This window comes from Rhodococcus sp. NPDC003318 (assembly GCF_042879035.1).
GTDB lineage: Bacteria > Actinomycetota > Actinomycetes > Mycobacteriales > Mycobacteriaceae > Rhodococcus_G.
Window position 1 is genome coordinate 41,456 of the sequence record NZ_JBIAOU010000013.1, and the last position, 24,423, is coordinate 65,878.

The 24,423-nt window shown below is 69.9% G+C and carries 20 protein-coding genes; 9 read left to right on the top strand and 11 right to left on the bottom strand.

Features of this window, described 5'->3' with window-relative positions; genetic code table 11:
- Positions 1 to 42: 42 nt before the first annotated feature.
- The 3 genes from metE to aceA all read right to left on the bottom strand — a co-directional run bounded on the left by metE (position 43) and on the right by aceA (position 4,774).
- On the bottom strand, positions 43 to 2,325 hold the full coding sequence (gene metE, locus ACFYVR_RS19340) for a 5-methyltetrahydropteroyltriglutamate--homocysteine S-methyltransferase (RefSeq protein ID WP_387476085.1): 2,283 nt from the start codon (positions 2,323 to 2,325) through the stop codon (positions 43 to 45).
- 96 nt (positions 2,326 to 2,421) lie between these two features.
- The gene (locus ACFYVR_RS19345) at positions 2,422 to 3,318 is read right to left on the bottom strand and encodes a 3-hydroxybutyryl-CoA dehydrogenase (protein WP_387476087.1); all 897 of its coding nucleotides are present in this window, start codon (positions 3,316 to 3,318) and stop codon (positions 2,422 to 2,424) included.
- Positions 3,319 to 3,484: 166 nt separating this feature from the next.
- A complete protein-coding gene (gene aceA / locus ACFYVR_RS19350) occupies positions 3,485 to 4,774 on the bottom strand; it encodes an isocitrate lyase (RefSeq protein WP_387476089.1) in 1,290 nt (429 codons plus the stop codon).
- 670 nt (positions 4,775 to 5,444) lie between these two features.
- On the opposite strand from aceA, the gene ACFYVR_RS19355 reads away from it, so the two are divergent.
- Entirely contained in the window at positions 5,445 to 6,359 is a 915-nt protein-coding gene (locus tag ACFYVR_RS19355) for an MBL fold metallo-hydrolase (RefSeq protein ID WP_387476091.1), read from the top strand.
- A gap of 213 nt (positions 6,360 to 6,572) precedes the next feature.
- Positions 6,573 to 7,361, top strand: a complete 789-nt coding sequence (locus ACFYVR_RS19360) for a hypothetical protein (protein WP_387476093.1) — start codon at positions 6,573 to 6,575, stop codon at positions 7,359 to 7,361.
- 140 nt (positions 7,362 to 7,501) lie between these two features.
- Here ACFYVR_RS19360 and ACFYVR_RS19365 read toward each other — a convergent pair whose 3' ends face one another.
- Positions 7,502 to 8,326, bottom strand: coding sequence for an ABC transporter permease (locus ACFYVR_RS19365; protein WP_387476095.1), 825 nt, complete (start codon positions 8,324 to 8,326; stop codon positions 7,502 to 7,504).
- The gene (locus ACFYVR_RS19370) at positions 8,323 to 9,318 is read right to left on the bottom strand and encodes an ABC transporter ATP-binding protein (RefSeq protein WP_387476097.1); all 996 of its coding nucleotides are present in this window, start codon (positions 9,316 to 9,318) and stop codon (positions 8,323 to 8,325) included. Before ACFYVR_RS19370 ends, ACFYVR_RS19365 begins: the two co-directional genes overlap by 4 nt.
- Before the next feature lie 55 nt (positions 9,319 to 9,373).
- Here ACFYVR_RS19370 and ACFYVR_RS19375 point away from each other — a divergent pair, with 55 nt between their 5' ends.
- The 6 genes from ACFYVR_RS19375 (at position 9,374) to ACFYVR_RS19400 (ending at position 14,488) form a co-directional block, all read left to right on the top strand.
- Entirely contained in the window at positions 9,374 to 10,237 is an 864-nt protein-coding gene (locus ACFYVR_RS19375) for a TetR/AcrR family transcriptional regulator (protein WP_387476099.1), read from the top strand.
- A gap of 271 nt (positions 10,238 to 10,508) precedes the next feature.
- Entirely contained in the window at positions 10,509 to 11,927 is a 1,419-nt protein-coding gene (gene ramB, locus ACFYVR_RS19380) for an acetate metabolism transcriptional regulator RamB (protein WP_387476101.1), read from the top strand.
- Positions 11,928 to 12,109: 182 nt separating this feature from the next.
- The gene (locus tag ACFYVR_RS19385) at positions 12,110 to 12,649 is read left to right on the top strand and encodes a carboxymuconolactone decarboxylase family protein (protein WP_387476103.1); all 540 of its coding nucleotides are present in this window, start codon (positions 12,110 to 12,112) and stop codon (positions 12,647 to 12,649) included.
- Between the two features lie 118 nt (positions 12,650 to 12,767).
- On the top strand, positions 12,768 to 13,613 hold the full coding sequence (locus ACFYVR_RS19390) for an MFS transporter (RefSeq protein ID WP_387476105.1): 846 nt from the start codon (positions 12,768 to 12,770) through the stop codon (positions 13,611 to 13,613).
- Between the two features lie 177 nt (positions 13,614 to 13,790).
- The gene (locus ACFYVR_RS19395) at positions 13,791 to 14,243 is read left to right on the top strand and encodes a phage holin family protein (protein ID WP_387476107.1); all 453 of its coding nucleotides are present in this window, start codon (positions 13,791 to 13,793) and stop codon (positions 14,241 to 14,243) included.
- Positions 14,240 to 14,488, top strand: coding sequence for a hypothetical protein (locus ACFYVR_RS19400; RefSeq protein WP_387476109.1), 249 nt, complete (start codon positions 14,240 to 14,242; stop codon positions 14,486 to 14,488). The genes ACFYVR_RS19395 and ACFYVR_RS19400 overlap by 4 nt, the downstream gene beginning before the upstream one ends.
- A 96-nt stretch (positions 14,489 to 14,584) precedes the next feature.
- Here the strand turns inward: ACFYVR_RS19400 and ACFYVR_RS19405 are convergent, their stop codons facing one another.
- Entirely contained in the window at positions 14,585 to 15,439 is an 855-nt protein-coding gene (locus ACFYVR_RS19405; protein WP_387476111.1) for an SDR family oxidoreductase, read from the bottom strand.
- 123 nt (positions 15,440 to 15,562) lie between these two features.
- Between ACFYVR_RS19405 and ACFYVR_RS19410 the strand changes: the two genes are divergently transcribed.
- The gene (locus ACFYVR_RS19410) at positions 15,563 to 15,958 is read left to right on the top strand and encodes a winged helix-turn-helix transcriptional regulator (protein ID WP_387476113.1); all 396 of its coding nucleotides are present in this window, start codon (positions 15,563 to 15,565) and stop codon (positions 15,956 to 15,958) included.
- 41 nt (positions 15,959 to 15,999) lie between these two features.
- Here the strand turns inward: ACFYVR_RS19410 and ACFYVR_RS19415 are convergent, their stop codons facing one another.
- The 5 genes from ACFYVR_RS19415 to urtE form a co-directional block, all read right to left on the bottom strand.
- Positions 16,000 to 17,463: an FAD-dependent oxidoreductase gene (locus ACFYVR_RS19415; RefSeq protein WP_387476115.1), complete on the bottom strand. Its 1,464-nt coding sequence runs from the start codon at positions 17,461 to 17,463 to the stop codon at positions 16,000 to 16,002.
- Positions 17,464 to 17,653: 190 nt separating this feature from the next.
- Positions 17,654 to 19,366 (bottom strand): allophanate hydrolase, encoded by a 1,713-nt coding sequence (gene atzF / locus ACFYVR_RS19420; RefSeq protein ID WP_387476117.1) that lies wholly within the window; start codon positions 19,364 to 19,366, stop codon positions 17,654 to 17,656.
- Positions 19,367 to 19,368: 2 nt separating this feature from the next.
- Positions 19,369 to 22,977, bottom strand: coding sequence for an urea carboxylase (uca, locus tag ACFYVR_RS19425; RefSeq protein WP_387476119.1), 3,609 nt, complete (start codon positions 22,975 to 22,977; stop codon positions 19,369 to 19,371).
- Between the two features lie 22 nt (positions 22,978 to 22,999).
- Positions 23,000 to 23,713, bottom strand: a complete 714-nt coding sequence (locus ACFYVR_RS19430; RefSeq protein ID WP_387476121.1) for a GntR family transcriptional regulator — start codon at positions 23,711 to 23,713, stop codon at positions 23,000 to 23,002.
- A 17-nt stretch (positions 23,714 to 23,730) separates the two neighbouring features.
- Positions 23,731 to 24,423, bottom strand: coding sequence for an urea ABC transporter ATP-binding subunit UrtE (gene urtE / locus ACFYVR_RS19435; protein WP_387476257.1), 693 nt, complete (start codon positions 24,421 to 24,423; stop codon positions 23,731 to 23,733).

The window sequence follows — 24,423 nt, forward strand, 5'->3', positions numbered from 1 at the left end:
CCACTCACGGGCCGCGAACGGTGTGCACGACTTTCGCGGCGTTCAGCCCGCCGCCGCCCGACGCCGCAGTCGATGCGCGGCGGCGACCAGGTTCCGCAGCGACGGCTCCAGCTGCCAGTAGTGCCGCGTCTTGAGTCCGCCGTCCGGGTTCGCCCACAGCCGGTCCAGATCCACCGACTCGGCGGCCTCGGTGAGCAGCCCGTCGAGTTCGTCGATGTCGGGGATCCTCGCCGAACGGGACTCGTACACACCGGGTCCCACGCCGTGGGTCAGCTTGCGCTCCTTGATCGCGTCGAGGACCCACTCGATGGACCGGGTGGCCACGATCGCGGTGACGTCGCAGTCCATCCGCTCGATCGCGTCCACCACCTCGGCGCGGCTGGTGTACGTCAGATGCGTGTGGATCTGCGTCTGCGGCTTCGCACCGCCGGTCGCCAGGGTGAACGCGTCCACCGCCCAGCCCAGGTACTCGGAACGTCCACCGGCGCGCAGCGGCAACAGTTCTCGGATCGCGGGTTCGTCGACCTGGATGATCGCGATGCCCGCCGCCTCGAGGTCCGCGATCTCGTCGCGGATCGCCAGCGCCAGCTGGTCGGCGGTCTCGTGCAGCGGCTGATCCTGCCGGACGAACGAGCGCGCCAGCATGGTGACGGGGCCGGTCAGTATGCCCTTGACGGGCCGGTCGGTCAGCGACTGCGCGTAGCCGATCCACGAGGTGGTCATCGGTCCGCGCCGACGGACGTCGCCGTACAGGATCGGCGGACGCACGCACCGTGACCCGTACGCCTGCACCCAGCCGGCGTGCGTACACGCGAATCCGTCCATCAGCTCGGCGAAGTACTGGATCATGTCGTTGCGCTCGTGCTCACCGTGCACGAGGACGTCGAGTCCGATGTCCTCCTGCAGGCGGATGGTGCGCTCGATCTCCTCCTGGACGCGCTTGACGTAGTCCGGGTACTCGAGCCGACCCTCGCCGAGGTCGTAACGCACCTTGCGGATCTCGGTGGTCTGCGGGAACGACCCGAGCGTGGTCGCGGGTACCAGGGGCAGGTTCAGCCGCGCCTGCTGCGCCGCCCGACGCTCCTCGTAGGGAGCGCGGACGCGATGCTCGGGTCGGATCGCGTTGACCCGCGACCGCACTTCGTGCTTCTGCTTGAAGTGCACCGAGGTCGGCTTCTTGCGCCACCGCTCGGACGGGCCCTCGGTGAGCGCCTTCGCCAACGACACCACCTCGCCGACCTTCTGCTTGGCGAACGCGAGACGGTCCGCGACGTCGCCCTCGATGTCCCACTCGGCGAGCACGTCGTAGGGCACGTGCATGAGCGAACAGGACGTCGAGACCACCAGGTCCGGGATCACGTCCCGCAGCTGCGACAGGTACGTCAGGGTGACGACATTGTCTGCGCGCCAGACATTTCGACCGTTGACGACGCCGGCGTACAGACGCTTGCGACGCAGGCCGGGAATCGTCGCCAGCTCGTCGGCCGACATCCGGCCGTACACCAGGTCCAGACCGACGGCCTCGATCGAGGTGGCGGCGAGGATCTGCAGGGCCTCCCCCAGGTTGCCGTACGGACCGGTCACGAGGATGCGCGGACGCAGCGGCGCGTGCGACAGCGCGGCGTACGCACGCTCGAGCGCCGCCAGTTCGTCGCCGCTGCGGTCCTGGGTGAACATCGGCTCGTCGAGTTGGATACAGGTGGCGCCGGCCTTGGCCAGGATCTCGAACAGCGCCTCGTACTGCGGCAGCAGCGCGTCGAGCAGGTCGAGCGTCGAGAACCCTTCCGCCGCATCCGGTCCCACCTTGGACAGCAGCAGCAACGACACCGGCCCGAGCACCACGGGGCGCAGCTCGATGCCGCGCTCCTTCGCCCGCGCGAACTCGTCCGTCACCGCCTCGGCGTGCAGCGAGAAGACGGTCTTCTCGTCGAGCTCCGGCTGACGGTAGTAGTAGTTGGTGTCGACGTACCGCACCAGTTCGAGCGGCGGGAAGTCGGGACGCCCGCGTGCCATCGTGAAATAGAAGTCGAGCTCGTCGAGTTCACCCTGCAGCGGCGCGAACCGCGACGGGACGGCGCCGAACAGCAGCGCGTTGTCGAGGACGTGGTCGTAGTACGAGAAGGTGTTGCCCGGAACCTGCGTCAGCCCGGTGGCGGCGAGCTCGCTCCAGGTCTGTTCCTGCAACTCGCGTCCGACCGCGACGAGCTCCGCCTGCGGGATCTGCGCGTGCCAGTACGCCTCGAGCGCCCGCTTGAGTTCACGCCGGGGGCCGATCCGCGGGTAGCCCAGGACGCTGGAGCCGTAAGTGGCTGCGCTGCTCGACATCGGTGCTGCCCTTCCTGATGCGCCGGGATGCTCGACCAACTGATGCTCGACCAACTGATGCTCGACCGACGGATTCTCGACCGACGGATTCTGCGGCTAGCCGGCCTTCTTCGCGATCCGCCCGTTGTCGGCGTACTCGTAGAAGCCCCGGCCCACCTTCTTGCCGACCAGACCGGCCTCGACCATGCGCAGCAGCAGTGGCGGCGCCGAGTACAGCGGCTCCTTGAACTCCTGGTACATCGAGTCCGCGATCGACTTGACCGTGTCCAGGCCGACCAGGTCGGTCAGGGCCAGCGGACCCATCGGGTGCGCGAGGCCCAGGACGGTCGCCTTGTCGATGTCCTCCTTGGTGGCGAAACCCGACTCCACCATGCGGATCGCGGACAGCAGGTACGGCACCAGCAGGGCGTTGACGACGAACCCGGACCGGTCGGCGGAGCGCACGACCTGCTTGCCCAGGACGTCGGAGGCGAACCGCTCGGCGCGCTCGGAGACCGTAGCGCTGGTCTTGAGCGTGGTGACCAGCTCGACGAGCGGGAGCACGGGCACCGGGTTGAAGAAGTGCATGCCGACGACACGCTCGGGCCGGCTGGTGCCGATGCCGAGCTTCATGATCGGGATGGACGACGTGTTGGACGCGAGAACCGCGTCGGGGTCGGTGACGATCTGGTCGAGCTCGGCGAAGATCTCGCTCTTGACCTTCTCGTCCTCGACCACGGCCTCCACGACGAACTGCCGGTCGGCGAAGTCGCCGAGGTCGGAGGTGAAACGCAGCCGCCAGGCCGCCTGCTCCCGCTCACGCTCGGTGACCTTGCCGGTGCTCACGCCGCGGTCGAGCGAGCGCAGGATGCGCGCGCGTCCTGCGGCGGCGAGCTCACGGGTCTGTTCGAACACCAGGACGTCGACGTGCGCGCGGGCACACACCTCGGCGATCCCGGCGCCCATCTGTCCGGCGCCGATCACCCCGACGCGCTGAATCTTCTCGCTGGTCACGTCGTAACTCCTCAGCGTACGTGTGGTTCGGTGACAACAGATTTGGCAAGAACATGGGTAACTCACCGGGTACGCCCACATGCCCCGAATTCCGGACAGGCGGCCCGCAACGCGAAGTGCGGGCCGCCTGACTGGTGCGCTGAAGTCCCCGGAGAGGCGGACGAGCTTAGTGGAACTGCCCTTCCTCGGTGGAGCCCTTCAGGGCAGCCGTGGAGGTGTTCGGGTCGACCGTGGTGGCGATGGTGTCGAAGTAGCCGGCACCGACCTCACGCTGGTGCTTGATGGCGGTGAAGCCACGCTCCTCGGCGGCCTTGAACTCACGCTCCTGCAGGTCGACGAAGGCGGTCATGCCCTCGCGGGCGTAGCCGTGCGCCAGGTCGAACATGCCGTAGTTGAGCGAGTGGAAGCCGGCGAGGGTGATGAACTGGAACTTGAAGCCCATCGCGCCGAGCTCCTTCTGGAACTTCGCGATGGTCGAGTCGTCCAGGTGCGCCTTCCAGTTGAAGGACGGGGAGCAGTTGTAGGCGAGCAGCTGGTCCGGGAACTCGCTGCGCACGGCCTCGGCGAACCGCTTGGCGACCTCGAGGTCCGGCACGCCGGTCTCCATCCAGATCAGGTCCGCGTACGGCGCGTAGGCCTTGGCCCGCGCGATGCAGGGCTCGATGCCGTTCTTGACGCCGTAGAAGCCCTCGGCGGTGCGGGTGCCGTCGAGGAACTCGCGGTCACGTTCGTCGACGTCGGAGGTCAGCAGGGTGGCGGCCTCGGCGTCGGTGCGGGCGATGACGACCGTCGGGACGTCCGCGACGTCGGCCGCGAGACGCGCCGAGGTCAGGGTGCGGATGTGCTGCTGGGTCGGGATGAGCACCTTGCCACCGAGGTGACCGCACTTCTTCTCCGACGCGAGCTGGTCCTCCCAGTGCGAACCGGCGACACCGGCGGCGATCATGGCCTTCTGCAGCTCGTAGACGTTGAGCGCGCCACCGAAGCCGGCCTCACCGTCCGCGACGATCGGGGCGAGCCAGTTGTCGACGGATGTGTCGCCCTCGACCTTGGCGATCTCGTCGGCGCGCAGCAGCGCGTTGTTGATGCGGCGCACGACCTGCGGCACCGAGTTGGCCGGGTAGAGGCTCTGGTCCGGGTAGGTGTGGCCGGAGAGGTTCGCGTCACCGGCGACCTGCCAGCCGGAGAGGTAGATGGCCTTGAGGCCGGCGCGGACCTGCTGCACGGCCTGGTTGCCGGTGAGGGCGCCGAGCGAGTTGATGTAGTCCTCGTTGTTCACCAGGTCCCACAGGATCTCCGAGCCACGGCGGGCCAGGGTGGCTTCCTCGACGACGGAACCCTGGAGCTTGACGACCTGGTCGGCGGTGTAGTTGCGGGTGACGCCCTTCCAGCGAGGGTTGGTGTCCCAATCCTTCTGGATCTCAGCTGCGGTCTTCGGGGTGCCGGTGGTCGACATCAAGACTCCACTCTCTCTGATCTGCCGGCCCTTGAGGATGCTCCGTCCAGTACGTCCGTACGGCTTCACATGCTTGCCAGGCCTCTCTGATGTACGTATCGAGAGTGGCACACGTAAAAACTGCCGTCTACCTGTTACTAATGCCAATCTTGGCTACGTTTCCACCATCGCTTGCTAACTTTGCAAATTTAAGCACTGGGTTTTCGGTCGTATAACCAGACAGTAAGTTACTGACGAGTAGTCCGTTTGCGCAGGCAGGAGAGCCGATCCGCGCGGCAACCGCACGCAGCCGAGGCGCGACCCCGCGGCGCCCGAAATCACACAGCCAACCCAGCGCATGTGAGGACAATCACCGCTGCCCGACTTGCACAACGGGCGGAGACCAGGGCAATCGGCGTCCGATCTTCGCCGGTTGCGAAGGACGTCCGTTGTGGCAGAACCCTGTGCACACGGGTTCTGCCGCGCGCACACTCCTACTGCGCGCACATCTCCCCTGTGCGTGGGCGAAAACCCCTCTGCACACGGACCCTGCGCACACGGACCCTGTGCGCACGGATTGTGTGCGCCGGCCCGACGCCTCGCCGACGCCGTGACACCGCTGCACACGGGGTCTGCCGACAGGTCACGCGGACGCACGCGCGGGCGTCGCGGACGCGGATACCGTCGGGGTGTGCGACTGCGACTCGGACGCCCCGACATCTCCGCGTACCGCGACCGGTTCGACGTGCCGCCCGCCGACGGTGGATTCGCGGTCACGTTCCTCGGCGTCTCCAGCCTGCTGATCGACGGCGGCAGCTCGGCGATCCTGACCGACGGCTACTTCTCCCGGCCGTCACTGCCCCGGGTCGCGTTCGGCCGGATCGCACCGGACCTCACGCGGATCGACGAGGCCCTGGACCGGGCCGGCGTGAGCGCGCTCGCCGCGGTGATTCCGGTGCACACGCACTTCGATCACGCACTGGACTCGGCGGTCGTGGCACGCAAGACCGGAGCCGCGCTGGTCGGCGGCGCGTCCACGGTCCAGATCGGACGCGGCCACGGCCTGCCCGAGGGCCGGATCGTCCGCGCGACTCCCGGCGACGCGCAACGTCTCGGCGTGTTCGAGGTGACGTTGATCGAGTCCCACCACTGCCCGCCGGACCGCTACCCCGGTGAGATCACGGCGCCCGTGACACCGCCGGTCCGAGCAGCGGCGTACCGGTGCGGCGAGGCGTGGTCGATCATCGTGCGCCATCCGGGGACGGGGCGTTCGGTGCTCGTCCAGGGCAGTGCCGGCTACGTCGCGGGCTCGCTCGACGGCAGGCGGGCCGACGTGGCGTACCTCGGTGTGGGCCAGTTGGGCCTGCAGTCCGAGCAGTACATCGAGACGTACTGGAACGAGACGATCCGAACCGTCGGCGCGCGGCGAGCCGTGCTGACGCACTGGGACGACTTCTTCCGACCCCTCACCCGGCCGCTGCGCGCGCTCCCCTACGCCGGCGACGACCTCGACCGGACGATGGCGGTGCTCACCCGCCTCGCCGCGGCGGACGGCGTCGAGTTGAGCTTCCCCACCGTCTTCGCCCGCGAGAACCCCTGGGCCTGACCCGGCCCCGGTTCGCCGGGTGTGCGCCTGCCGTCGGATCCTCCTGGGATCCGCGGCGACCTCTGCACACTCGCCGGACCTCGCTGACGTTCGGTGGAACCGTCGCCGTGGCGGTCGCGTCCAAGTTGGTGTCCTGCACGCACCTGTGGGCGTGTTCCTGTCGGGACTTCCCGGGGCGGGCGCGGCCCACCCTGTTCGGAACGAGAGACCTGAATGATCCTGTCGCATCCCGCTCGTCGCGCCGTCGTGGGCGTTCTGCTGGCCGCCACCGCCGTCTGTGTCGCCGCGTGCGGTGGGGAGACGGCAGGTTCCGCGGTCCCCGTGAGTGCCTTCGACCGCACCGCGCCGGACACGTCCGCGCCGCCCGCCGACCAACTGACTGCAGCGATGACCAGCACGGTGATGTCGGGTCCGTACCGGGTCTCGACCGAATCGGGCGGCGTGAGGTCCGAGGGCCAGATCGACGCGGCGCGACGGATCGTGCTCTGGGAGGAGTTCAGCGGCGGCGCGGCGGCACCCGATCAGAGCCTTCTGCTGCGTGACGACGCGGCACTCGTCCGGTTCTCGACGGCCGTGAACGGCGCCGAAGCAGGCACGTGGTATCGAATGGCGGACACCGAGGAAAGCCGGCGGACGCTGTCCGTCCTCTTCGACGTCGACGCGATCACGTCGTTGGTCGACACCGCGATCGGTGTCGAGGTGAAGGGCAGCGGGGACGTGGACGGATCCCGGACGACGCATTTCGTCGTGACACCGGATCCGAAGGCGGTGGTCGATCTGGCCATGCGGCTCCTGCCGAGCGCAACACAGGACCTGGACGCGTCGGAACTGAAGGATCTGGAAGAGAAGGCCCCGGAGGAGTTGCACTACTGGGTGAACCGGGACGGGTACCTGGTCCGGGAGGACGACGGCTTCCGGGTCAAGACGTATCGGGCGTTCGGGGTGCCGCTGAGGCTTCCTGCCGTCGACGCGTCCGCCGCCCCGGTGCTCGCGGGGTCCTGACCGCGGGCACCGACCGTCTCCTGCACACAGGCTCTCGCACGAACACGCCCTTCTCCCCGCCGAAATCCCCTGTGCATGCGGGAACGCATGTGTGCACAGGGGGTTTCGCGAGGCCGGGGCGAGACGGGGCAGGGCTGGGGTCAGACCGAGCGCTGGACCGCCTTGATGCCGACCCAGAGGCCGACGGCGCAGGTGGCTGCGGCGGCGACGATCCCCCACGCGACGTCGGCGTCCCACATCGTGCCGGTGAACAGGGCTCGTTCGGCGTCGACGATGTAGGTCAGCGGGTTGACGCGCGACACCGCCCGCATCCAGTCGGGTCCGGATTCGAGGGGCAGCATCATGCCGGCAAGCAGGAGCAGCGGGAAGATCACCGACTGCTGCACGCCCCAGAACACCCATTCGCGGTTCCTCGCGGCGAGTCCGAGCGCGTAGGACAGCGCGCCGAGGCCGATGCCGAACACGCCGAGGATCAGCAGCCCGACGAGGACGTGCAGCGGGTGGAAGGTGAGCCCGAAGGGAATCGCGACGAGGGTGATGAGCAGGGCCTGGACGACGAGTGGCGCGAACTCCTTGAGCGCCCGCCCCACCAGGATCGAGGAGCGGTCGAGCGGGGTGGCGAGGATGCGTTCGTAGGCGCCGGTCATCAACTCGTACAGCAGGTTTCCACCGACCATGCCGGTGCCGAAGATCGCGATCATCACGAGCACGCCGGGCAGGAACCACTGCAGCGCCGACTCGCCCTCGATCCCGCCGGCACCGATCGTGCCGTCGAGCAGCGGGCCGAACAGCCCGAGGAACACCAGTGGCTGCAGCAACGAGAAGATCAGGGTGAACGGATCCCGCATCACGACGAGGATCTCGCGGGTGAACACCGCTCCGGTGTCGTGGAGCCACTTGCCGATGCGGGATCGTTGGGGCAGGGCGAAGGCCGTCTCCGCTGTCTGGTTGATCACCTCGGTCATGCCGCCTCCTCACGCAGGCTGCGTCCGGTCAGGTTGAGGAACACGTCGTCCAGCGAGGCCGGTTCGACGTCGGTCGACACGACCGGGACGCCGGCCGAGTCGAGGGTCCGCAGCAGCGGCGGCACCAACTCGGGCCCGTTGTGCGTGCTCAGTGCGAGCCGGACGGCTCCGGCGTCGGTGATCGTCTCGGTCACCGACGTGACGCTGGTCGGCAGCACCGACCGCGCGGCCGCGGCGCTGTGCCCCACCGCGAACTCGACGGTGACGACATCGTCCGCGTGGTCGCGTTTGAGTGCCTCGGGTGTCGCGTCGGCGATGACGGTGCCGTGGTCGATGAGCACGATCCGCTCGGCCATCGCGTCCGCCTCGTCGAGGTAGTGGGTGGTGAGCAGCAGCGTCATGTCGTTCTCCTCGCGCAGCCGCAGGACGTGTTCCCACAGGTTGGCGCGTGCATGCGGGTCCAGACCGGTGGTGGGCTCGTCGAGGAAGAGCAGCCGTGGATGGTTCATCAGGCCCATCGCGACATCGAGGCGTCGGCGTTGGCCCCCGGAGAGCGACTGCACCGTCCGCTTCTCCATCCCGGTGAGTTCGAGGGCTTCGAGGAGGTCGGCGGCCCGGCGGCGGGCGACCTCGCCGGGCACCGAGTAGAACCGCCCCTGATTGCGCAGCTCGTCCGCCACCCGGTACGAGTAACCGCCCGCGTTGCCCTGCCCGACGTACCCGATCCTGGCCCGCACGTCGGCCGGCTGCCGGACGACGTCGCAGCCCGCGACCTCGGCGGTGCCCGACGTCGGGGCGAGCACCGAGGTCAGCATCCGCATCGTCGTCGACTTCCCCGCACCGTTCGGACCGAGAACCGCGACCAGCTCGCCCCGGGCGACGTCGAGGTCGACACCCTTGACGGCCTCGACGATCTCCTTCTTGCGACGAAAGGTCTTGGTGAGCCCTCGCGCCCGAATCGCATTTTCCGTACGCCGTACCGATTGAGTCACAGGATTTACGGTACGCTGCACGATAAATGCCCGCAATGCATGTCGAGGAGATTCCATGGGCGAACTCGATGCGGACGCGCCGGCGCCGCCACCGGCGGACAACCAGCGCTTCGCCCGGCTGTGGGAGGACGCGACACCACCGGCCACCCGCGGCCGACCCGCCCGGGTCAATCGCACGCAGGTGGTGGACGCCGCCGTGGCCGTCGCCGACGAGCACGGCCTCGATGCGGTGTCGATGCGGTCGGTGGCCCGCGCACTCGGAGTCGGCACGATGACGCTGTACTCCCACGTGCCCGGCCGTGAGCACCTGGTCGACGCGATGATCGACCGGGCGTACGCCGACTTCGAGCTCCCCGCCCGCGGCCTGCCCTGGCGGCCCGCGCTCGAGGCCTACGCCCACGGATACTTCGTCCTGCTGCGCGCCCACCCCTGGCTGACGTCCGTGAACACCTGGCGAATGCCGTTGGCGCCGCACGTGTTCGACGCCGAGGAGTCGGGGTATCGCATCCTCGTCGAGACCGGACTGTCCGCGAGCCAGGTCGTCGAGACGATCGCGATCCTGAACCAGGCGGTGTCCGGCTTCGCCCGCGCGGCCGCCGCGGAGGACGCCGACGCGCACAGCCAGGGCACCGACTACGAGACCTACTGGGCGGCGCAGACCGACTTCTGGCGCAACACCTTCGATCCTGCGCGCTATCCGACCATGACGCGGTTGTGGACGGTCGGCGCGTTCGACGACGCAGCGACCCCGTTCGACCTGCGGATCGGCGCCCTCCTCGACACCATCGAACTGCTCATCGAGAAGTCCGGCGGCGCGACCATCCCGTCGTTCGACGACTGCATGCGGGTGCCGTGGCCCGACCCCGACGTCGCGGGCTGCGCGTCCCCGGCGAACTCGCCGGAGGACACGTCGAACTGAGGGGTGGAAACGGCGGGGGAACCGAGAGCCGCAGGGGGCGCCGGCCGGCACCTGGATTCGGATACCCCCGGCCACAGCGACGCTCGCGATCACCAGCCGACTGATCGACATGCCCTGGTTGACCGCGACCGCCGGAACGGCGACGAATGCCACCGACAGCGGCCGGGAGAACCTCGACGCAGCACCTGCCACGCACTTCACGGCGGCAATGAACCGCTAATCCTGCTAACCCATGGTTGCGAAGGGCTCGGACCGGCTCTAGCCTCGTGTAATGGCCAAGACCTTCGTGGGAGCACGACTCCGCCAGCTGCGGACCGAGCGGGGCATGAGTCAGGCCGCGCTCGCGCAGACGCTCGAGATCTCGGCGAGCTACCTCAACCAGATCGAGCACGACGTCCGACCGCTGACCGTCCCGGTGCTGCTGCGCATCACCGAGGTGTTCGGCGTCGACACCACCTTCTTCTCCTCCCAGGACGACACCCGCCTGATCGCCGAGCTGCGCGAGGTGGCCCTCGACCAGGAGATCGGCTTCGACGCGGACCCGCAGGAACTCGCGGACATGGTGTCCGGGCACCCGTCGCTCGCGCGGGCCGTGGTCAACATGCACCGCCGCTACCGCAACACCACCGCACAACTCGCGGCGGCCACCGAGGACCGCTACAGCGACGGCAGCGGCTCCGGCTCGATCACGATGCCGCACGAGGAGGTGCGCGACTACTTCTACCAGCGGCAGAACTACCTGCACGAACTCGACACCGCCGCCGAGGATCTGACGGCGAAGATGCGATTCCACCGCGGCGACGTGGCCGGCGAGATCGCCAAGCGGCTGCAGTCGGTGCACGACGTCCAGATCGTCCAGCGGATCGACCTCGGCGAGGGTGTCCTGCACCGCTTCGACCCCGACGCGCGCGTCCTCGAGATCTCGCCGCACCTTTCCGGCGGGCAGAAGGTGTTCAAGTTCGCCGCCGAGCTCGCCTATCTCGAATGCGGCGACCTGATCGAGAAACTCGTCGACGAGGGCAATTTCACCTCCGACGCGGCCCGCTCGCTGGCCAAGCTCGGCCTGGCCAACTACTTCGCCGCGGCGACGGTGCTGCCCTACGGCCCGTTCCACGAGATCGCCGAGGACTTCCGGTACGACATCGAACGCCTCTCCGCGTTCTTCTCTCAGTCGTACGAGACGATCAGTCACCGGCTCTCCACCCTGCAGCGCCCCAAGCTCCGCGGGGTGCCGTGGTCGTTCGTCCGCGTCGACCGGGCGGGCAACATGTCGAAGCGTCAGTCCGCCACCGGATTCCACTTCTCGTCCAGTGGCGGCACCTGCCCGCTGTGGAACGTCTACGAGTCGTTCGCCTACCCCGGCAAGATCACCACGCAGATCGCGCAGATGCCCGACGGCCGCAGCTACCTGTGGGTCGCGCGGACCGTCGAACGCCGCGCCACCCGGTACGGGCAGCCGGGCAAGACGTTCGCGATCGGCCTCGGGTGCGAGCTGCGGCACGCGCACCGCACCGTGTACGCCGACGGCCTCGACCTCGACAACCAGGCCGCGGCGACCCCGATCGGGTCGGGCTGCCGGGTCTGCGAGCGGATCAACTGTCCGCAGCGGGCGTTCCCGCCGCTCGGCAAGGAACTCGACATCAACGAGCACCGCAGCTCGGTGTCGCCGTACCTGATCGCCGAGACCTGAACCGGGGCATCACGGGTGGCTGTGGTGTTAGTTTGCGTACCGGGCGGCCCGCAGCCGTCCCCGACGGCGGACTCCGCCCGCGAGAAGGGAATCACGGTGCATCGCAGACCGATCCACTACCTCGGAGGGGACGCGCTACGGGCGCCGGTCCGACTCACCCGACGACGTTCGAACCGGACGCGATGAGCGCGCGGATCACCCCCGGCCGGTTGCGCCGACTCGGCCCCGTCAACTGGGCCGTGTGGAAGGTGGTGTCGCTGGTGTCGGGCACGCCCGACGCGCACCTGTTCAGCACGCTCGGTCGCGCCGGCGGCACCTACCGCGGATGGCTGCACTTCGGCGCGACGTTCCTGCGTCCCGGCGGCCGAATCTCGCGACACGAAACGGAACTGGTGATCCTGCGCGTCGCGCACCTGCGTGGCTGCGACTACGAGATGGACCACCACGCGCGGCTCGGCCGCCGCGCGGGCGTCACCCCCGGCCACCTGGCCCGGGTCCTCTCCGGCCCGGACGCGCCGGGGTGGAGTCCGCGTCACCGGGCACTGCTCGCCGGCGTCGACGACCTGATCACCACGAAGAACCTCGCCGAAGGCACCTGGTCGGCCCTCGCCGCGCACCTCGACGAGCGCGGGCTGATCGAATTCGTCCTGCTGGTAGGGCAATACGACATGCTCGCGACCACCATCGACACCCTCCGCATCGAGCGCGACACCTTCCGCTGATCCACCCGCCGTACGGCGACGCATCCTGCGGGTGCACGCGTCGAAAGGTGCACACCCGCGGGTAGCGGCGGCGCGGCGTGCTCACACCGGGGGACGGTTGCCGCAAGCGGATGTGAGGATGCCGACGCTCGCGTACGAAGCGAGCACCGACGTCGTTACGCTGACATCTTCCGGCCGTGCCGAGCGTGCGAAGGCGTTCGCGGTGTACGGCGCGATCTCCGGCGGCGGCGCGGCGGTCGGCCTGCTGCTCGGCGGCCTGCTGACCGAGTACGCCGACTGCCGTTCGTGCCTGCTCGTGAACGTTCCGATCGCGATCTTCACGCTCGCCGCCTTCGTGGCGGTCGAGAAGCGGTCGTCGCACCCCCTTCTCCCGCTGCACATTCCGTGGGACCGCAATCGTGCGCCCGGCCTGATCGGGTCGGTGGTTGTCGGCTCCGTCCTGATCGGCGGCACCCTGTACCTGACGTTCTACCTGCAGGTCGCGCTCGGGATGAGCCCGTTCGTCTCGGGTGTGGCGTCGCTGCCGCTGACGGTCGCGATCACGATCGCCGCCCGCGTCGCGGCGCAGGTCAGCACCCGTGTCGGGCCCAAGATTCCGATGGCCGTCGGCCCGGTCGTCGCGGCAGCGGGGCTGGTGCCGATGCTGACGCGCATCGACGTCGACAGCTCCTACCGGACCGTCGTGCTGCCCGCACTGCTCGTGTCGGGGTTCGGGATCGGCCTGATGATCGCGCCGATGCAGAACGTCGCCCTGGTCGGTGTCCGCGACCACGACGCCGGCGCCGCCAGCGCCCTGGCAACGCCACCATGCAGATCGGCGGCACCCTGGGCACCGCGCTGTTCACGACGATCTACGTCGCCGCGAAGTCGTCGTACGCCGAAGCGAACCCGGCCGCGCACCCGTTCCCGGTCGAGATCTCCGGATACGTGCACGTGTTCGGCTGGGCCGCAGCCCTTCTCGTGATCGTCTGCCCGATCGCGCCGGCACTGGTCAGGGCGGGGAAGGACGACCTGCCCGCCGAGGGTGCCGTCGGCATCCACTAGGGCGGACCTCGGCGTTCTGCGGGGTCGGTTTGGGCCGACGGACCGCTGGGAACGCTGTCGAGGACCGGGACCACACCGTGCGGCGAGAGGAGCGAGCATGGCCGAGATCAGCCACACCGGACACGCCCCGCCACGGACAGGCGAACCTCCCGGACCGGCACGGCAGGTCGACGACCTGTCGACCGTGCAGCTGGTGGAGCGGCTCACCGATCAGGTGACGGCGTTGGTGCGCACCGAGATCAGACACGGCGCGGCCGAGATGAAGGGCAAGGGTGCACGCATCGGCGCCGGTGTCGGTGTCTCCGGCGCCGGGGTGCTCCTCCTACTGTACGGCCTCGGGTCCCTGGTCGCCGCCGCCGTTCTCGGTCTCGCCGTCGCCCTCGAACCCTGGGTGGCGGCGCTGATCGTCGCGGCGGTGCTGATCGTGGTCGGCGGCACCCTCACCGCCCTCGGCGGCCGGAAGACGAAGGACGTCCTGCCCTTCATTCCGGACGACACCACACACAGCGTCCAGGAGGACGTGGAGACGGTGAAGGAGCACTGGCGATGACGGACGACAGGAACGAGATCGCAGATCTCGCCGCGACGGCCGAGCACCAACGCGCCGAACTGGCCGGCACCGTGGAGGCGCTCGCCGGCAGGGCCGACCTGACCGGACGGGCCAAGGAGAGCGCACGCACCGAACTGGAGCGGGTACGGCGCGATCCGAAGCTCGCCGCGCTCCTGGGAGGGACCGTCGCGGGGATTCTCACCGTCGCGACCCTGCGCCGGATCCGCAGCCGCAGGCACCACTGACACTCCGACCTCGCGCCCCCGCGGCTGAAGGCGCCCTTCGTGCGGCCCAGCCGCACGAAGGGCGCCTTCAGCCGGGGGTGGGGGTGCGCCGGCCGGCTAGAGCGCGGCGCGCAGCACCTCGACCGCGGGGGTGGAACTGCGGCCGATGAGGCGCTGCAGGTCGCCGCTCTCGGTGTCGAGCGCGGCGACCTGGATGCCGGCGTCGGCGCTGGCGAGCATCTCGGCGTAGACCGCGGGCAGCCCGGCACCCTCGAGCAGCGCCCGGTACTGCTCGACCGGAAGATCCTGGTACGCAACGTCCTTCCCGGTGGCCTCGGCGATCTTCGCGGCCAGCTCGGCGAGGGTGAGGCGCTCGTCGCCGCCGAGCTCGTAGACCTTGCCCGCCTGTCCGTCGGCGAGCAGGACGACCGCGGCGGCCTCGGCGTAGTCGACGCGGGCCGCACCGGCCACCCGGCCGTCGCCACCGGCTCCGGCGAGGACGCCGCGCTCCGCTGTCCCGGCGAGGTCGGCGGTGTAGTTCTCCCAGTACCAGCCGTTGCGCAGCAGCGCGTGGTCGATGCCGGACCGGGCCAGCAACTCCTCAGTGGCCTTGTGCTCCGGGGCGAGCGAGAGCGGGCTGTTCGCGGCGTCGAGCAGTGAGGTGTAGGCGACGAAGCGGACCCCGGCGGCCTTCGCGGCGTCGATGACGTTGGTGTGCTGCGGCAGGCGCTGCCCGACCTCGCTGCCGGAGATCAGCAGCAGCTTGTCGACACCCGCGAGGGCGGCGTCGAGCGCGGCGCGGTCGGAGTAGTCGGCGACGCGCACCTGCACGCCCCGCTCGGCGAGGTCGGCGGCCTTCGCGGCGTCGCGGATCACGGCGACGAGGTCGCCCGGCTGCGCGCCACGCGCGAGCAGGGCGTCGACGACGTGGTGGCCGAGGTGGCCGGTTGCTCCGGTGACGGCGATGGTCATGGTGAATCTCCTCCACAGACAGGTTGGCGCCTCGATGCGCTCCCCGCCCATCATGCACTAATTTTTCGTAAGTGCAATTAATTCAGTTAGCGCTTACCTGTAGGCCGGTAGTAATCTGGGCTCATGAGCGTGTCCGAGCTGCCGGAATCCGACCCCGGCCCCGACTTCGCGGCCGACGTGTTCGAGCGTGCATGTCCGTCGCGCGAGGTGATCCACACGGTCACCGGACGATGGGGCGCGCTCGCGCTCGTCGCCCTCGGCGAAGGCCCCTACCGCTTCAGCGCCCTGCGCCGACGGGTGGACGGCGTCAGCGAGCGGATGCTCTCGCAGAACCTGCAGGCCCTGGAGCGATCCGGCTTCGTGCACCGCGAGGTACTAGAGGCGATCCCCCCGAAGGTCGAGTACAGCCTGACCCCGCGTGGCGAGCAGGTCGCGGCACACCTGCAGTCCCTGATCGACCTGGTCGAATCGCAGATGCCCGAGATCCTCACCGACCAGCAGGCCTACGACAGGCGCTGACGCGCTCGTGCACGGTGTGCGACACCGCGTGCGAACGCCGGTCACACGAGCGGACCGCATCGGACACCGAACCGCTCCCGGACGGTGTCGAGGGTTCGGCGTTGCTGCTCACGAGAACGGCGGTGCGTGAACGCGAACCGCGCGGCGCCGGCGAGCCGGCGGGGCAACGGGTACCAGCGATCGAAATCGAGCCCGAAGTCGCGGAAGACGTCGGACGGCACGGCGTCGGCGACCAGCCCCGCGTTGTACTGGGCGAGCGTGATGAGGGTGTACGGGCCGGCCGCGACCGACTTCGAGCGCAGGGCGTACATGTCGAGCTCGTACAGCGGAACCGCGGTGATCTCACCCGCGAACATCAGATGGGTGGTGAAGTAGCCCATGAACGAACTCAGATGGAAGGTCGCCGACCGCGGCTGGATCGAGATCACCGCACCGCTGGCGGAGGTGTAGGGCTCGTACGGGTTCTCCTGCCGCAGAACGTATCCCGTGCAGTTGATGATCCAGCTCCCGGGCTCGACAGTCCTGCGGGCACCGCTGCGGAACACCAGGTCGGTCGCACCGCCTCGGTCGACCGCGTCCACGAAGCGGTCCATGACGACGTCGTGGAGTCCGCCCACGATCGTCGCGTTCTCCGCCTCCGACAGCACACCGAGGAAAAAGTTGCCCGCCTCGGGTGTGGGCGACGTGGCGTACCGGGCGCGGAACCAGTTCGCGACCTCCGCCTCGTTGGTTCCGTCGAATCGCCGCGACACCTGCGCCGCGACCGTGCTCGTCATGGGAGTGCCCCACCAGCGCCGCGCACCGGTGGGAAAGTAGCGGTCCCGGTTGACGAAGTACGTTCCCATGCCGGCCACGAGGTTCACCTCACGACCGGGACGCTCGGTGACGAGCGTGTGCACGGTGTCCATCGCGGTCTTCCCGCCGCCGATGATCCACACGGGCGCGTCACTCGCCCACACGCCCTGCCCACGCGGGGACTCGTCGGGCGAGACGGAGCGCACCCGGGTGCTCGACGTGGCCAGCGCCGCGTTCGGCTCGATGCAGAACCCGGACGCCTTGATCAGACGGTCCGCTCGGATGTGCAGCGCGTCGCCGTTCGCCGACCGACAGCTGACCCGAACGATCCCGTCCGTTTCCTCGTCCGATTCCATCGTCCAGCCGAAGTACTCGTCGACCGTCACCCGCCGCCGGATGACGTCGAGGCAGTGCTCGAAGTGGTCGAGCACCTCCGTCTTCGTTGCCAGATAGGACGGTTCCCTCCCGATCGTCCACGCGATGTTGCCCGCGGTGAACAGCGAGTGCGGCTGGTGCAGACGCACGTACGGGTAGGTGTCGATCCACATGCCCCCGACCCGGTCCCGGCGGTCGACGAGCACCACCCTCTGGTCCCGGGACAGGTACCGGCTGGCCACGAACAGCGCGTTCAGTCCGGCGATTCCGGCGCCGACGATGCAGACGTCGCAGCGCTCGACCCGCACCGGTTGTTCGGAATATTCCTCGCTCATCGCTCCACCTCCCGACGCTCCGATCGCCGCGGTGTGAACGGCGGCCGTCAGCCTCGAGAACTCGTCGTGTGCGGCCATGGTCGGGACTCGCTTCGCTGTCCCGACTCTATCTCGATCTCGACCGTTCGGACGGCGCTACCGCGCAGTGGTGCACTTTCGGACGGCGGAGCCTCCGAAAGTGCACCACTGGCTACAGCCAGCCGCCGCGGGCGGTGATGTCGGTGGCGCCGTCGACGGCGTCGTGGGTGCAGCTGAAGCCGACGACGGTGCGGCCGTCCGCCAGCTCCACGCTGGTCAGCGCCATCGGCGCCGGCAACGCAGCGAGGAAGGTGCCGAGCCCGGCGGCGGGGACGCGGAAGACCTCGCCGCGGATCGGAGCACCGAGACCGGGACCGCGACGCACCAGCCCGGGCTTCGGGGGAACGGTGTCGAGCGCGTACAACCGGTACGCGTCGGTGGTGGTGACGGTGCCGGTGAAGCGGGCACCGATCTCCTCGAGCTGGAAGTGCAGCGGCTGTCCCCGCAGGTGCGCGCCGAACACGGCCAGGTCCACTCCCCCGTCGACGAGAGCGGGTGCGTCGACGCCGAGCAGGCGGGCCGAGAGGTCGACGGCCACCTGGTCACCGAACGCGGGGACCACGAACATGACGCCGAACGGATTGCCTTCCGCGGTCGGTGTTCCCGGCACCGCGACGGCCGCCATGTCGAGCAGGTTGCAGAAGTTCGTGTAGGTGCCCATCCGTCCGTTGATCGCGATCGGGTCGGCCTGCACCGCGGCGATCGTCGGGTGCTCCGTGGAGGTCGGCAGCAGCAGCGCGTCGCAGCCGGCGAGGACGGCCGCGGCATCGCGCTTGGTGCGCAGCAGCGCGTCGAGGTCGCCGACCAACCGGTGCGCCGCGGGCGCCTTGGCGCCGGCGACGATGGACGCGACGGTGGGATCCGCTCCTGCGGGCGCGGATTCGAGGAACTCTCCGACCGCGGCGTACCGCTCGGCGACGACGGCGCCGTCGTAGAGCAGGCGGGCGGCCGCGAGCAGACCGGAGACGTCGACGGTCCGGGTCCGCACGCCGGTGGCCTCGAGCGCGGCGACGGTCTCCCCGAAGGCGGTCAGGTATTCGGGGCACAGCGGCGCCAGGTCCTCGATCCGCGGGATCGCGACGACCGGCGCGGCCGGGGCGGCGAGCCGGACGTCCGCCGGCCAGACCCGCGAGCGCGGATCCCGCGGCTCGGGACCGGTCATCACCCGCGCCGCCGTCACGGCCGAGCCGAGATCGGCGGCGAACACCGTCAGGCAGTCGTAGTCGACGCACGCGGGCACGACACCGTGAGTGGAGACGATGCCGAGCGAGAGTTTGAGGCCGACGATTCCGTGGAAGGCGGCGGGCACCCGGCCCGACCCGGCGGTGTCGGTGCCGATGCCGATGTCGGCGATGCCGAGGGCGACGGCGGCGGCGGATCCGGAACTCGACCCGCCGGAGACCCGTTCGGGATCCCAGGAGCAGCGCACCGCGCCGTACGGGCTGCGGGTGCCGACCAGTCCGGTGGCGAACTGGTCGAGGTTGGTCTTGCCGAGGACCACCGCGCCCTGCTCGACGAGACGCGCGACGCCGCTGGCCGTCTCCTGTGCGGGATAGGCGAATTCGGGGCACGCCGCGGTCGTCGGCAGACCGGCGACGTCGACATTGTCCTTGACGGCCACCAGCAGCCCGGCCAGCGGCAGGGTCTGCCCGGCCGCGACCCGCTCCTCGACCGCCCGGGCGTCGGCGAGGACGTCGGTCTCGCTGCGCAGCGTGATCCACACCTCGGGCCGGTCGACCTCGGCGATGCGACGGAAGGCCTGCGCCACCCGCTCGGTGGGCGAGGACGCCCCGTCCAGTACAGCGACGCTGCTGACTGCGTTCATGTTCACACTGCTCCAATCACCACGAGCGGGGTTCCCGGCTGCACCTGCGCACCCGGTTCGACGAGCACCTCGAGCACGGTCCCCGCACTCGTGAAGGGTACTGACATCTCCAGTTTCATCGCCTCGAGCACCACGGCGTCCTGGCCGGGTTCGACGACGTGGCCGGGCTCGACCGCGACCCGCCACACGGTGCCGACCATCGGTGCCTCGACCGCGACGGCGCCCGGCGGCAACTCCAGTTCCGGGGTCGCGGGGACCGGGTCGGCGGCGACCTCGACGCGGTCGAACTCCCCCGCCGCGCGCCACGCCTCCTTCTCCGTCTCGAAGGCGGTGGCCTGCCGCGCGTTGAACGCGGCGATCGAGTCGGCGTTGTCGGCGAGGAAGCGCAGGTGGTCGGCGAGGGCGAAGGTGCCGTCGGCGATCTCGGCGTCGAACCGCCCGGCTTTCGCCTCGGCCCGGTACTCGGTGAGCTGCTCCGGGGTGACCGGCTCCCACACGATGCGGTCGAAGAAGCGGAACAGCCACGGCTTGCCCTGCTCGAACGGGCCCTGCTGGCGGTAGCCGGACCAGATCGGGACGGTGCGGCCGATCAGCTGGTACCCGCCGGGCGACTCCATTCCGTAGACGCACAGGTACTTTCCGCCGATGCCGACCGCGTCGGACGGCGTCCACGTCCGCGCCGGATTGTACTTGGTGGTCACGAGGCGGTGCCGCGGGTCGAGCGGAACGGCCAGCGGTGCACCGAGATACACGTCGCCGAGACCGAGAACCACGTACTCGGCGTCGAACACGGCGTCACGCACCTGGTCGACGGAGTCGAGACCGTTGATCCGGCGGATGAACTCGGTGTTCGACGGCAGCCACGGCGCGGTGTCGCGGACACCGGCGCGGTAGCGGTCGATCGCCTCGGCGATGGACGGGTCGTCGAACGAGAGCGGCAGCCGGATCGTGCGGCTGGGCACCACCAGATCGCCGGTGGCGGGGAGCAGTTCCTCGATGTCCTGCAGGACGTCGAGGAGTGCGCCGACGGGCAACACGTCGGGATCGAAGTGCAGGTGCAGCGACCGGACTCCGGGGGTGACGTCGATCAGGCCGCGCAGGGTCCGTTCGGCGAGCGCCACCGACAGCGCGTGCACCCGCATCCGCAGCCCCAGGTCGAGTTCCATCGCGCCGTACTCGACGAGCAGGTTGTCGTCGCCGCCGCGCAGGTACACCACCTCGGGCCGGTCCAGGATCGCGCCGCGACGGGCCAGGAGACCGCCGTCGGAGGAGGTGGCGTGCGCCTGCGACGGCGGAAGCATCGCCGCACGAACGGTGTTCGCCGACCGCAGCATCGCGGCGCCGGACTCGGTGACGGGCACGAACCGGACCGCGTCGCCGGGGCGGATCTGGCCCAGCTTCCAGCGGTGCGCGCTGGTGACGGTCAGCGGGCACGCGAACCCTCCGAGGCTGGGGCCGTCGGGGCCGAGCAGGATCGGGGTGTCGCCGGACACGTTCAACGCGCCGACGCTGTACGGGTTGTCGTGCAGGTTCGACGGGTGCAGACCGGCTTCGCCGCCGTCGGTGCGCGACCACGTCGGCTTCGGGCCGTCGAGCCGGATCCCGGTCCGGTTGGCGTGCGCGGCGGCGGTCCAGGTGGTGTCGTAGAACTGCGCCATGTCGGCGGAGGTGAAGTACGACGGGGCAGGCTGCGGACCCTCCGTGACGGCCAGGTGCCAGGTGTGGGCGAACACGGGCCGGCACTCGGGCAGAACAGGATTCGAGTCGGTGAGGCCCTCCACCACGGCGACCGTCAACACGTCGCCGGTGGCCAGCGCCCGGCCGGTGAGCCCGCCGAACCCGCCGAGGGTGAATGTCGATGCGCTGCCCAGGTAGTGCGGGGCGTCGATGCCGCCGCGGACGGCGAGGTAGGTGCGCAGACCCTCGCCCGCGGGGCTGCCGATGTCGAGGACGCCGCCGGCCGGGATCGTCACCGGCTCCCACATCGGCACGGGCGTCCCGTTCACCGTGACCGGCGCCGGCGCTCCGCCGAGGCACACGACGGCGGCCTCGGAGAACTCCAGTTGCGGCCCGTGCAGCGTGCATTCGAGGCCGACGGCGTCGGCGGGGTTGCCGACGGCGGCGTTGACGAGGGTGAACGACAGATCGTCCATCGGGCCCGACGGCGGGATGCCCACCTCCCAGTATCCGAGCCGGCCCGGATGGTCCTGCAGCGTCGTCATCGTCCCCGCGCGCAGCACGTCCAGCCGCGCGCCGCCGACGCGCAGGTGGGCGAGGGTACCGGTGGTGTGGGCGGCGTCGAGAACCTCGCGCAGCACCGAGATCGCGCGCAGCTGGGGCAGGTTCGTCGCGATGCCGTACACGGCCGTCTCGTCGAGAGCTGCCCCGAGCGCCGCGAACGCACCCGCACGGGTGGTCGCGGAGGTGACGATCTTCGCGATCATCGGGTCGTAGTGCTCACTGACCTCCGTGCCTGTGTCCACCCACGTCTCCACCCTGGTGTGCGCGGGGAACTCGACGCTGGTGAGCAGTCCGGCGGACGGCCGGTAGTCGCGGCCGGGATCCTCCGCGTAGACGCGGGCCTCGACGGCATGGCCGCGGATCGCCGGACCGGTGTCGGGCAGGTCGTCGAGCATCGACGCGTCCCCGCCGGCCAGCCGGAGCATCCACGCGACGAGGTCGACGCCCGTCACCTCCTCGGTGACGGGATGCTCCACCTGCAACCGGGTGTTCATCTCCAGGAACGACGCCTCGCCGCGGTCCACGTCGTACACGAACTCGACGGTGCCCGCCGAACGGTAGCCGACCGACACTGCCAGGGCCCGGGACGACGAGAGCAGTTGTTCGACAACGGCATCGGACAGGCCGGGGGCGGGAGCCTCCTCGACCACCTTCTGGTTGCGACGCTGCAGCGAGCAGTCCCGCGTGCCGAGGCTGACGGTGCGCCCCGCGCCGTCCCCGAACACCTGGACCTCGACGTGCCGGGCGTGGGCGACGAACCGCTCGAGGAACACGCCGGACGAGGAGAAGTTCGCGGCCGCGAGGCGCTGCACCCGGTCGTACGCGCCGCGCAGCTCGGCGGCGTCGAAGCAGGCCTGCATGCCGATACCGCCACCGCCGCCGACCGCCTTGAGCATCACCGGGTAGCCGACCTGCTCGGCGGCGGCCAGGGCCTCGTCGACGGTACCCAGCATGCCGCTGCCCGCGACCAGCGGGACACCGACCGCGCGGGCCGCCTCGCGGGCCGAGTGCTTGTTGCCGAACACCCGCAGCTGCTCCGGGGTCGGGCCGGCGAACGCGATTCCGGCGGCCTCGGCCGCGGCCGCGAACGCGTCGTTCTCCGAAAGGAATCCGTAGCCCGGGTGGATCGCGCCGGCACCCGACGCGAGGGCCGCCTCGATCACGGCGTCCGCCCGCAGGTACGACTCCTGCGCGGGCGCCGGTCCGAGCCGCACCGCCACGTCCGCCATCTCCACGTGCGCCGCCGCCGCGTCCGCGTCGGAGTACACCGCCACCGTCTTGATACCGAGGATGTGGGCGGATCGCATGATCCGGCAGGCGATCTCACCGCGGTTGGCGACGAGGAGGGTGTCGAACGAGAGGGACGTCATGTCAGTACCTTTCGAGGTCGGGTCAGTCGCGGACGGCATTGGCCATGCGCGCCATGGCCAGTGCCTGCTGTGCGCGCTCGATCACGACCGCGCGGGATTCGTCGATGTGCGCGAGCAGGGCGTCGTGGGCGCGCTGGAGGTGACCGTCGAGGACGAGCTCGGCGACGGTGATGTGCTCGGCGACCGTCGCGGCCATCCGGTCGGGGGTGAGGTAGTCGAACATCCGCACCGGGCGCACCTTCGCGTTCACGCCCGCGAGCGCGTCGACGAGTGCACCGTTGCCGGAGGACGCGAGGAGCGTGATGTGGAACCGTTCGTCGAGTGCGACGAAGCCCGCATCCGGTTCGGGCATGTCGTCACGGTATCCGTGCCACAGTTCCAACTCGGGACCGAGCACCGCCGGGTCGTGGCTGCCGGCACCGCCACCGAGGATCCGCTTGATCCCACGCATCTCCAAGGTGATTCGCAGTTCGTACAGGTCCGCGAGGTCGTCGAGCCGCGGCCGGTACGGGAACAGCCCGTGTTCGTCGCGTTCGACCAGCCCGTCGGCCTGCAGTCGGGCCAGCGCCTCGCGCACCGGTGTCCGCGACACCCCGTACAGTTCGGCGAGTCGCTCCTCCCCGAGCCGCTCGGACGGCCCGATCCGTCCACTCATCAGGTCACCGCGCAGCGCCCGGTACACCCGCTCGCGCAGGGTGCCACCGGGGTTCGCGAGGACGGCATCGTTGTCGTCCACGTCCCTCCCCGTCATGATCAGATGGCCATCGCTGCGCGGACGGCGTCGGCGGACTCGGCGCCCCCGGTTCCGGTGGAGGTGACGTACCCGGCGGCGAGGACGCTGTAGTGCTGGGCGGCTTGCAGCGCGAACCCGATGTGCTGCTCGACCAGGAGCACGCTCAGGTCGCCGCGGCGGGTCAGGTCGACGATGGTGCGTTCGATCTCGGCGACGACGTTCGGCTGGATGCCCTCGGTGGGTTCGTCGAGGATCAGCACCTTCGGTTCGGTGATCAGTGCCCGCGCGATCGCCAACTGCTGCCGCTGCCCGCCGGAGAGCAGCCCGGCGCGGCGGTCGAGCAGCCCGGTCAGCGCCGGGAACAGGTCGAGTGCCTCGGCGATCAACGCCTTGCCCCGCTTGCGTCCGTCGGCGACCACCTGCAGGTTCTCCGCCGTGGTGAGCTGTCCGAACGACTGCTGCCCCTGCGGCACGTACGCCAGGCCGCGGGCCACGCGGGCGCTGGGCCGCAGCCCGGTGATGTCCTCGCCGCCGAACAGGATCTTGCCCGAGTCGGTCTTGATCAACCCGACCGCGGCCCGCAGCAGGGTCGTCTTGCCGGCACCGTTGTGCCCCATCACCGCGGCCACCCCACCGTCGGGGACGGTCAGCGAGACCCCGTGCACGACCTCGGTGCGGCCGTATCCGGCACGGACGTCGACGAGTTCGAGCAT

Bases quoted from the DNA above. Each gene is read 5' to 3' on its own strand.
- metE (WP_387476085.1), bottom strand. From the start codon at position 2,325: ATGTCGAGCAGCGCAGCCACTTACGGCTCCAGCGTCCTGGGCTACCCG.
- aceA (WP_387476089.1), bottom strand. From the start codon at position 4,774: ATGTCGACCACCGGCACCCCGAAGACCGCAGCTGAGATCCAGAAGGAT.
- ACFYVR_RS19360 (WP_387476093.1), top strand. From the start codon at position 6,573: ATGATCCTGTCGCATCCCGCTCGTCGCGCCGTCGTGGGCGTTCTGCTG.
- ACFYVR_RS19365 (WP_387476095.1), bottom strand. From the start codon at position 8,326: ATGACCGAGGTGATCAACCAGACAGCGGAGACGGCCTTCGCCCTGCCC.
- ACFYVR_RS19375 (WP_387476099.1), top strand. From the start codon at position 9,374: ATGGGCGAACTCGATGCGGACGCGCCGGCGCCGCCACCGGCGGACAAC.
- ramB (WP_387476101.1), top strand. From the start codon at position 10,509: ATGGCCAAGACCTTCGTGGGAGCACGACTCCGCCAGCTGCGGACCGAG.
- ACFYVR_RS19385 (WP_387476103.1), top strand. From the start codon at position 12,110: ATGAGCGCGCGGATCACCCCCGGCCGGTTGCGCCGACTCGGCCCCGTC.
- ACFYVR_RS19390 (WP_387476105.1), top strand. From the start codon at position 12,768: ATGCCGACGCTCGCGTACGAAGCGAGCACCGACGTCGTTACGCTGACA.
- ACFYVR_RS19395 (WP_387476107.1), top strand. From the start codon at position 13,791: ATGGCCGAGATCAGCCACACCGGACACGCCCCGCCACGGACAGGCGAA.
- ACFYVR_RS19400 (WP_387476109.1), top strand. From the start codon at position 14,240: ATGACGGACGACAGGAACGAGATCGCAGATCTCGCCGCGACGGCCGAG.
- ACFYVR_RS19405 (WP_387476111.1), bottom strand. From the start codon at position 15,439: ATGACCATCGCCGTCACCGGAGCAACCGGCCACCTCGGCCACCACGTC.
- ACFYVR_RS19410 (WP_387476113.1), top strand. From the start codon at position 15,563: ATGAGCGTGTCCGAGCTGCCGGAATCCGACCCCGGCCCCGACTTCGCG.
- ACFYVR_RS19415 (WP_387476115.1), bottom strand. From the start codon at position 17,463: ATGAGCGAGGAATATTCCGAACAACCGGTGCGGGTCGAGCGCTGCGAC.
- atzF (WP_387476117.1), bottom strand. From the start codon at position 19,366: ATGAACGCAGTCAGCAGCGTCGCTGTACTGGACGGGGCGTCCTCGCCC.
- uca (WP_387476119.1), bottom strand. From the start codon at position 22,977: ATGACGTCCCTCTCGTTCGACACCCTCCTCGTCGCCAACCGCGGTGAG.
- urtE (WP_387476257.1), bottom strand. From the start codon at position 24,423: ATGCTCGAACTCGTCGACGTCCGTGCCGGATACGGCCGCACCGAGGTC.